The organism is uncultured Microbacterium sp. (assembly GCF_963521695.1).
Lineage (GTDB): Bacteria > Actinomycetota > Actinomycetes > Actinomycetales > Microbacteriaceae > Microbacterium.
Window position 1 is genome coordinate 1 of the sequence record NZ_CAUQWC010000278.1, and the last position, 3875, is coordinate 3875.

At 70.7% G+C, this 3875-nt stretch carries 4 protein-coding genes; 2 read left to right on the forward strand and 2 right to left on the reverse strand.

The window, feature by feature from the left end; genetic code table 11:
• The coding region (locus tag RWP81_RS15140) for a S9 family peptidase (RefSeq protein WP_314457482.1) at positions 1-1368 on the reverse strand (1368 nt) is incomplete at its 3' end.
• Between the two features lie 2 nt (positions 1369-1370).
• Positions 1371-2135, reverse strand: coding sequence for an SDR family oxidoreductase (locus RWP81_RS15145; protein ID WP_314457484.1), 765 nt, complete (start codon positions 2133-2135; stop codon positions 1371-1373).
• Positions 2136-2277: 142 nt separating this feature from the next.
• On the opposite strand from RWP81_RS15145, the gene RWP81_RS15150 reads away from it, so the two are divergent.
• Positions 2278-2769, forward strand: coding sequence for an NfeD family protein (locus RWP81_RS15150; RefSeq protein WP_314457486.1), 492 nt, complete (start codon positions 2278-2280; stop codon positions 2767-2769).
• Positions 2766-3710, forward strand: coding sequence for an SPFH domain-containing protein (locus RWP81_RS15155; RefSeq protein ID WP_314457488.1), 945 nt, complete (start codon positions 2766-2768; stop codon positions 3708-3710). Before RWP81_RS15150 ends, RWP81_RS15155 begins: the two co-directional genes overlap by 4 nt.
• The last annotated feature ends 165 nt before the right edge of the window (positions 3711-3875 follow it).

Genomic DNA, 3875 nt, shown 5'->3' on the forward strand with positions numbered 1-3875 from the left:
GACGAGCACCTGCGTCTCGTCGAACACGTGCACGCCGTACGAGGCGTACGGCCCCCCGTGGATCTGCAGGATGACCGGGAAGGGCCCCTCCCCCTCGGGCACGGCGACCCAGCCGTGCACCGGGTAGCCGTCACGACCGGCGATCTCGTGCTCGACGGGCACGACGACGCCCCGCGCACGCGTGGCACCGCCGAAGTCGGTGACGGTCCGCACCGCACCACCGTCGATCACGACCAGCTCGCCGAACGACTCGGGCGAGGCGACGGATGCCACGACCCGGCCCCCCGCCACGGCGTGGCCGTTCACCTCGAGGTCACCCCCGAGAACGTCGGAGACCTCTCCCCCACGGGTGACCCGCAGCAAGCGCAGTCGCCCTCGCGTGCGGTCCTGCACGAGGACGTCGTCGCCGTCGAACGAGAGGTGGCTGCCGACCTCGCCGAGGTCGACGGTCTCGGCATCGGTGAGGCGACGCGGCCCGTCTGCCTCGAGCACGAACAGCGCGACGCCGGGGGCGACGAAGTCGACCCCCTCGGGACCGACGTCGTTCGCGAGCAGGAACACCGCGCCGTCGGGGGCTGCGGCGGCCTCGGAGAGCGAGAGGTCGGCGTCGGTTCCCAGCACTTCGCGCGGGGTGCCGCCCTCGATCGCGACGGCCATGAGCCGGTCGCGCAGATCGCGCCGGTCGGCCTCGATCACGTCGGGCACGCTGAGCAGCTCGGTGCCGTCGTGCGTCCAGCAGACGCCGCTCCAACTCGTCGCACCCTCGGTCAGCTGGGTGGGCTCCGCCGCGACGACGCGCGTGTCGGGCGCGTCGAGCGTCGGGGCGGGCGCATAGAACGGTTCCACCCCGGTCGACGGCGCGTCGACGACGAACAGCTGGGTGGGCCGATCGAGGTACCCGAGGCCGTTCGCGTGCCAGCGCACGCCGGTGATGCGACGCGGCGGCTCGGCCGCGGCATCCCGCCCCTCCACGGTGCCGTAGCGGCCCGGCTCGGGCACGCGCGCGGTGAACGCGAGACGCGTACCGTCGGGCGACCAGGAGAGGTCGGTGACACCGCCGGGCAGGTCGGTCACCTGCACCGGCTCACCCCCACCGGCGGCCACCACGAACAGCTGCGCCCGGCTCCTCGCATCGGCGCGGAGGAACGCGACCGTCGCGCCGTCGGGAGAGAGCGCCGGGGAGCGGTCCGCCACCCCGCGGGTGATCCGCCGCGGCGATCCGTCGGGCAGATCGACCCGCCACAACTGCCCTACCGCGCGGTCGGCGACGAGGTCGGGGCGGGAGGTCGCGAAGACGGCGAAGGAGCCGTCGGGCGAGATCGCCGGCCGACCGACCGTGACGAGCGTCTCCATGTCGGTCGCGCGCATGCTCACGCGCCTCCGAACGAATCCGTGTCTCCGACGAGTCGGGTGTTGTCGGCGGGCACCGGGTCGACCGCGGCCCGGGCGACCTCGGCGGCGAACTCCGACACGTTGTACAGCTTGCCGGCGTCGCCGCGGCGGGCGGCGATCGCCCCGGGGTTGGCGCGCTCGAGCAGCGTGGCGGTGATCGTGCCCTCGATCATGTCGCCCGAGACGACGGTGAAGCCGATGCCGCGCTCCTCGAGGGCGGGGATCTTCTCGCGCAGCGCGTCTTCTCCGGCGCGCTTGGACAGGGCGACGGGCTCGTACTCGGGCATGGTCGGGGTGGTGCGGATGAAGTGCGCTTGGTGGCTGGTGACGAACACGACGCGCGCATCGTCCTTCAGCAGCGGCAGGGCCGTCTCGAGCACGTTCACCTGCGCGTCGCGGTTGAGCAGCAGGGCGTAGTCCTCCGCCATACCCGACTCCATGCCACCCGACGCGTTGAGCACGAGGATGTCGAGACCGCCGAAGGTGCGCTCGACCTCGTCGAACATCGCCCGCACCGACGCGGGGTCGGTGAGGTCGGCCCCCACGACGAGGGCGTCGACGCCGAGCTCGCGCAGCTGCGTCGCGAGCTTCTCGGCACGGGGCGCCTTGTTGCGGAAGTTGATGACGACGTTCGCACCGGCCTCGGCGAAGTAGCGCACGGTGTCGGCACCGATACCGCGCGACGAGCCGGTGACGAGAGCGGTCTTGCCGCTCAGCGAGCCGGACGGAAGGGTCTGGGACACGGATTACTCCTGACGATCGGGATCGACTCACCAGCCTACCGACCGCTCCGCTCGAGCCCGCGGCGGCCGCAGTCTGTGGGGTGGTCGAGAACCGGCCTCGCCCTCTCCCGCGAGTGCTACGTTCAGGCTCAGGAGGTGCGAAATGGACGTTCTCTCCACTATCAACACGTGGTCATGGATCGGCTGGCTCGTGTTGATCCTGGTCTTCCTGGTCGTCGAGATGCTCACCGGTGAGCTGACCTTCCTGATGCTGTCGGTGGGCAGTGCCGCGGGGCTCGTGACCGGTCTGTTCGGGGCGCCCCTGTGGGGACAGGTCATCGTGGCCGCGCTCGCGGCCGGTGCTCTCCTCACCTTCCTGCGACCGCCCCTGCTGCGACGCCTGCACCGCGGCGGCGACACCCGCTCCTTCAACGTCGAGGCCCTCGTCGGCCTCGAGGGCCTCGTGCTGTCGCGGGTGTCCCCGTCTGTCGCGGGGCAGGTCAAGCTCGTCAACGGCGACGTGTGGACCGCACGCGCCGACGCCGACACCCGACTCGACCCCGCCACGCGCATAGAGGTCGTCCGCATCGACGGTGCCACCGCCGTCGTCCGCGCCAGCGTGCAGCGCGCCCACGACCAGGAGGCCGCGACATGAACATCGACAGCATCATCCCCGTGACGATCGGGTGGGTCCTCGCGATCGTGGTGGCGGTCTTCGTCATCGTCGTGATCTTCCGCGCCGTCCGCATCATCCCGCAGGCCCGAGCGGGCGTGGTCGAGCGGCTCGGGCGCTACCACAAGACCCTCTCGCCGGGTCTGAACCTCGTCGTACCGCTGGTCGACCGGGTGCGTCCCCTCATCGATATGCGCGAACAGGTGGTGTCGTTCCCGCCCCAACCGGTCATCACCGAAGACAACCTCGTCGTCTCCATCGACACGGTGGTGTACTTCCAGGTCACCGATGCCCGCGCCGCGACCTATGAGATCGCCAACTACCTCGGCGCCGTCGAGCAGCTGACCACCACGACGCTTCGCAACGTGGTGGGTGGGCTCAACCTCGAGGAGGCGCTCACCAGTCGCGACAACATCAACGGTCAGCTCCGGGTGGTCCTTGACGAGGCGACGGGGAAATGGGGCATCCGGGTCGGACGCGTCGAGTTGAAGGCGATCGATCCGCCGCACTCGATCCAGGACTCGATGGAGAAGCAGATGAGGGCCGAGCGCGACCGCCGTGCCGTGATCCTGACCGCCGAAGGATCGAAGCTGTCGCAGATCCTCGAGGCCGAGGGGCGGCGTCAGGCCGTGATCCTCGAGGCCGAGGGCGACAAGCAGGCGGCCGTCCTGCGCGCGCAGGGAGAGGCCGAGGCCATCCATTCGGTGTTCACCGCCATCCACGAGGGCCGCCCCGACGACAAGTTGCTCGCCTACCAGTACCTGCAGACCCTGCCGAAAATCAGCGACAGCTCCTCGAGCAAGCTGTGGATCATCCCGAGCGAGTTCACCGAGGCCCTCAAGGGCATCTCGGGCGCCTTCGCCTCGCGCACAGGTACCGACGACCCACCCGCCGTCGCGCCGAAGGACGCCCCCGCCCGATGACGCGGCATCCGTATCTCTCCCCCGACGCCCCGCGTGTGCTCGCCCACCGGGGACTGGTGACTCCGGATGCCGCGCGGCACGGCGTCGTCGAGAACTCCTTCGCCGCGGTCGCCGCTGCGCACGCCGCGGGTATCGCCTACGTCGAATCCGACTGCCACCTCACCG

What these genes read in the sequence shown, in the direction of transcription:
- RWP81_RS15150 (WP_314457486.1), top strand. Translation starts at nt 2,278, where the DNA reads ATGGACGTTCTCTCCACTATCAACACGTGGTCATGGATCGGCTGGCTC.
- RWP81_RS15155 (WP_314457488.1), top strand. Translation starts at nt 2,766, where the DNA reads ATGAACATCGACAGCATCATCCCCGTGACGATCGGGTGGGTCCTCGCG.